At 52.0% G+C, this 3,835-nt stretch carries 4 protein-coding genes and 2 pseudogenes; 1 reads left to right on the top strand and 5 read right to left on the bottom strand.

Annotation, left to right across the window (positions count from 1 at the left end):
• From WMO66_RS00470 to WMO66_RS00450, 5 genes and pseudogenes are all read right to left on the bottom strand, one after another.
• Positions 1-390, bottom strand: a pseudogene (locus WMO66_RS00470) (LPD1 domain-containing protein); the annotation flags it as partial.
• Positions 391-428: 38 nt separating this feature from the next.
• Positions 429-716 carry a helix-turn-helix domain-containing protein gene (locus WMO66_RS00465; RefSeq protein WP_009252035.1) on the bottom strand — a complete coding sequence of 96 codons (288 nt, stop codon included), beginning with the start codon at positions 714-716 and terminating at the stop codon, positions 429-431.
• 15 nt (positions 717-731) lie between these two features.
• Positions 732-1,712, bottom strand: coding sequence for a DUF3991 domain-containing protein (locus WMO66_RS00460; RefSeq protein WP_009252036.1), 981 nt, complete (start codon positions 1,710-1,712; stop codon positions 732-734).
• A gap of 77 nt (positions 1,713-1,789) precedes the next feature.
• Positions 1,790-2,662, bottom strand: a complete 873-nt coding sequence (locus WMO66_RS00455) for a DUF6017 domain-containing protein (RefSeq protein WP_009252037.1) — start codon at positions 2,660-2,662, stop codon at positions 1,790-1,792.
• 29 nt (positions 2,663-2,691) lie between these two features.
• A complete protein-coding gene (locus WMO66_RS00450) occupies positions 2,692-3,213 on the bottom strand; it encodes a DUF5720 family protein (RefSeq protein WP_009252038.1) in 522 nt (173 codons plus the stop codon).
• 261 nt (positions 3,214-3,474) lie between these two features.
• Here WMO66_RS00450 and WMO66_RS00445 point away from each other — a divergent pair.
• A pseudogene (locus WMO66_RS00445) lies at positions 3,475-3,642 on the top strand (tyrosine-type recombinase/integrase); the annotation flags it as partial.
• Between the last annotated feature and the right edge of the window lie 193 nt (positions 3,643-3,835).

Genomic DNA, 3,835 nt, shown 5'->3' with positions numbered 1-3,835 from the left:
TATCAGAAAGCGGTCATAGGCTTGCATAGCGTCATCCAGTGTGCGCACATCCTCGATCACGGCCTGTAGCTGCCGGACGGTCTCAATATATTCCTCCTGCCTGGCACGCCTGAGCTCCGGGGTTTTGTCACTGTACCGGTATTGGGGAGAAGCCCCCAGGCTGTCCCGTGCCTTTTTGATGAAATAGACAACGCCGAGGGGAACGCCATCGTCAAGCATGGCCTGATAGTCCGGTTTCTTCCAGACATTATCCTTCTTGACGAATTTCTCCGCCTCCCGCTCATTCATGGCGCCCAGGTCGTCTACATACAGGCCGCGGTCTTTCCAGAGGTCTTTTTTCGCACCTCCGATCTTTTCCCCAAAATCCTCATGCTGTAAATTTTCTGCCAAACATTATCACCTCCAGTCTGTGCGAAAACTTAACGCAATCATTTATAAGCATTTCCATCCTCCGGGTGCTGTCCGCCGGCAATCTTGCTCACGATTTCCGGCCCGGTTTCATAAATTTGCATCAGGCGCTTGGCCGTGCCGCTGGGCTGAACGGCGCCGCTGGTCCAGAGCCGGACAGTGGAGGGCGTAACGTTCATCAGAAGCGCAAAGCCCTTTTCGTTCATATCCAATTTTTCCATCAAAGCCTTAACCATATCGGGGCCATATTCCGGGCACCGGGCGGCTTCGGCGATCATTTGCAAAGCGGTATTTTCTGTCTTCGTCATGTTAAAATCCTCCTGTTAAATTGAAATAGCCGCCTGTTTCTGGCGGCATTGTAGTTGACGGCCTTTAATTTGTTCCCTGATATGTTGCAGCTTTTCGTTATAGTCCTTTCCGACGCGGGGCGGGTTGACGCTCACCCGGATATGCTTAAACCGCTGATCCTCATGGAGCATGGCTTTGATTTTCCGGGCATTGGTAAGGCCGCCAAGATCATTGTCCATGTAAAGCGTGACCCGCTTTATTTCCGGGTGGCGTTCCAGAAACGCGGTCAGCGCCACATGGGAGGTGCCTCCCAGGGATAAGCGGTAGCCATTCCATTTCCAGCCTTCGAGCTCTTGCAGCGTGGCATGGGAAAGTGCGTCAATGGGAGCCTCAAAAACGGCCACATGGCGGCTGCCCGGATTCTGCGGTGGGTAGCAGAAGCTAAATTCCTTGTCACTGCCATAAACATCCTTTTTGAGATTGCCGGTGATACCGCGCATACAGGCAAACTTCGCTTTCCCCGCGTTGTCTTTTCCGACAAACACGCAGACCGGTTCGCCATGATACCGGGCCTCATAGAAAAGCCCGTTCCGAAAGCACCGGCTGATCACATCCGAACTGATCCCGCGCCGCTGCAAATACGAAACAGCGGCGGTAGCACACCGTCTGGCCCAGGGCAGCGTAAACGGTTTCTTTTCCGGCTCTCTCTGTGCCTGCTTTGCCGCCGCGCTTTGGTAAGCCGGCGTCTGCCGTATTTCTCCGCCTGCCAGTGCTTGAACCGCATCCACCAGACCATAGCCCCGAATCTGGATCAGGTAATCCAGGGCGTTAATACTGCGGCCCCGGCTGTTCCAGTACCAGTACCGTTTCCCGGTCACATAGACCAGGCTGTCATGCTCCTTGTGCCGGTAATTGGGGCCGTCCCGTTTGAGCACGCCGGGCTCATGGGATTGCAGCCAGGCGAACAGGTCCGCCTCCCGTGCCGCCTGAATCTGCTCTTTGGTTACACCGGGCATGGTGTCGGCACAGATTTTCGTTTCATCGTGCTTCGCCTCCTTCCTGTGATGATATGAAAAAAGACGCCTGAAAGCGCCTAACAGCCGTACAGGTCATGGTTGACCTCCGCACGGTAATAGCTATCCATTGTTGCCGGCGCGTTATACAGCGCTGCCAGCAGATAAGCCTTGATGTTGTTGACCTTCGTAACGTTCTTGTCGATACAGTCAAAAACATACTCCAGGTGGTCGGAATTGATCTTTAAGAACCGGCTCCTGACAACCTCCCGTGGGAAGTCGTCTCCGGCAATGCGGATATAGGGCCGTCTTGACAGCACCGTTTCCAGCATAAGCTCCACAGTCTCGTCCATGCGTTCCTGCCCATAGCGGGGAACCAGAAAGTCATACTCAATATTCTCTTTGATAATTCCACGGTATGCCTCTGCCATATCCATCCTATCAATCCCATCCTGACAGCCTGCCGTTTCCGGCTCTTCCGGATAGATTGATTGATGTGTCCTTGATATATCCGTTTTTGATTTTTTAGTTTTTTGTGGATTAGTATTTAATTGTGCGGGATTTTCCTGTTCAGGTTCCGCCTGTTCAGGTTTTGCCTGTCTTGGATTTACCTGTCTTGGATTTTCCCGTTTAGGTGAAACACCTTGTTTTACGCCGGTTACAGGCTTTTCGTGGATCGTGTACTCAATATCGCCGAGCTGTCCGTTCTCATTGCGGAGGCGCTGCCTGGTGAGATACCCGTGCCGTTCCAGCTCCTTCAGGGCGGTGGTAATGGAATCCACGCCATCCCTGCAAATGTGGGCCAGCCCCTTTGTGGTATAATCCCAATCTTCCGGCAGCGACAGCATAAGGGAAAGAAGCCCCTTCGCCTTTAAGGACAGTTCCGTATTGCGCAGGTGGTGATTGCTCATAACCGTAAAGTCCTTCGTTTTCTCTACACGGAATACAGCCATTTCACAGCCTCCTTTCTTCGGTTATTCCGTTACAAAGCGCGGTCCCTGCGGTCATAATGGAGATGGCCGCCTGAGACCTTCGCATGATTTTTCAGTTTGACTTCGCCCCGTTCCTGGCTCTCTAAGAATTTCTGATAGCCGGCCTCCGTAAGAAACAGGCGCATTTTATCGCCCTTATCCCCAACAGGGGAATCATAGGACAGCACATCAAAGACGATCATGTGCTTAACCTCCGGGTCAAAGCGTTCCAGCCCCATGATGTCATGCCCCTTTAATTTCTCCGCGCCGGACTGCTGCCTGGCCTCGGCGATCCTTTCCCCGATAGTCCGGGGCGGGTGGGGCAGCCGGTAATTCTTCTGAATGTCCCGCACCAAATCCATGCACTCACGGTCCGACAGAACACGCACCTTTGCCATAAGGCTTTCCGCCGCCTCCCGCAGCTCGGAATTGTTTGAATATCGCACGGTCATGTAAAGCTCATTCAGAACCTTTGCCTGACAGTCTCCTTCGGCCTGAAAGAGCATCTTTTTTTCCATTTCGTTCAGTTCCATGTGTGGCTCCTTTCTTCTAAAAATCTGCATGAAAAAAGGGCGTCCACCTAAAAAGATGAAACGCCCACGGCAATCAGCGGCCAGGCAAAATGCCGGACCGCTGGCACTATTCGGTTTTGTCGTTAATGTAACAGCCTCCTTTTTTCGTCAATTTTCTCGCCATATTTCAACTTGGGAAAAGGAATTGAATAGACGGCGACAAACGCTGAAACCCCTTGAAAATCAAGGCTTTTTCCGTTTGTCGTTATTATACCGTAATGGCATAGCTGTGCAAGCCTGTTGTACGCAAACGGTGTAAGCCTGAAAGAAATTCAGGAGTGGTTGGGTCACAGCGACATTTCGACCACCTCAAACATTTACACTCACTTGAATTTCACTTCAAAGGTTGCGTCTGCCAATGCGATTTTGGGCATATATCCCTCCGCTTAATGTGCTATGTCCCTCCAATGTCCCTCCGAAAATCAGCCCGAAAACGGCAAATTTGCTGATGAGCGAGGGACATACATAAGAATATAGAGCATAAAGAAAAGCCCGCAAACCCAGCTATATCAAGGGTTTGCGAGCCATTCGGTGTGGTGCCGGTGGCGGGGGTCGAACCCGCACGGGTTATTAGCCCAACGGA

The organism is Faecousia intestinalis (assembly GCF_040096185.1).
In the GTDB taxonomy this organism is placed as follows: Bacteria; Bacillota; Clostridia; order Oscillospirales; family Oscillospiraceae; genus JAZOXB01.
The sequence above is the reverse complement of the archived record's forward strand: the minus strand, read 5'-3'. Positions and strand labels throughout refer to the sequence as shown.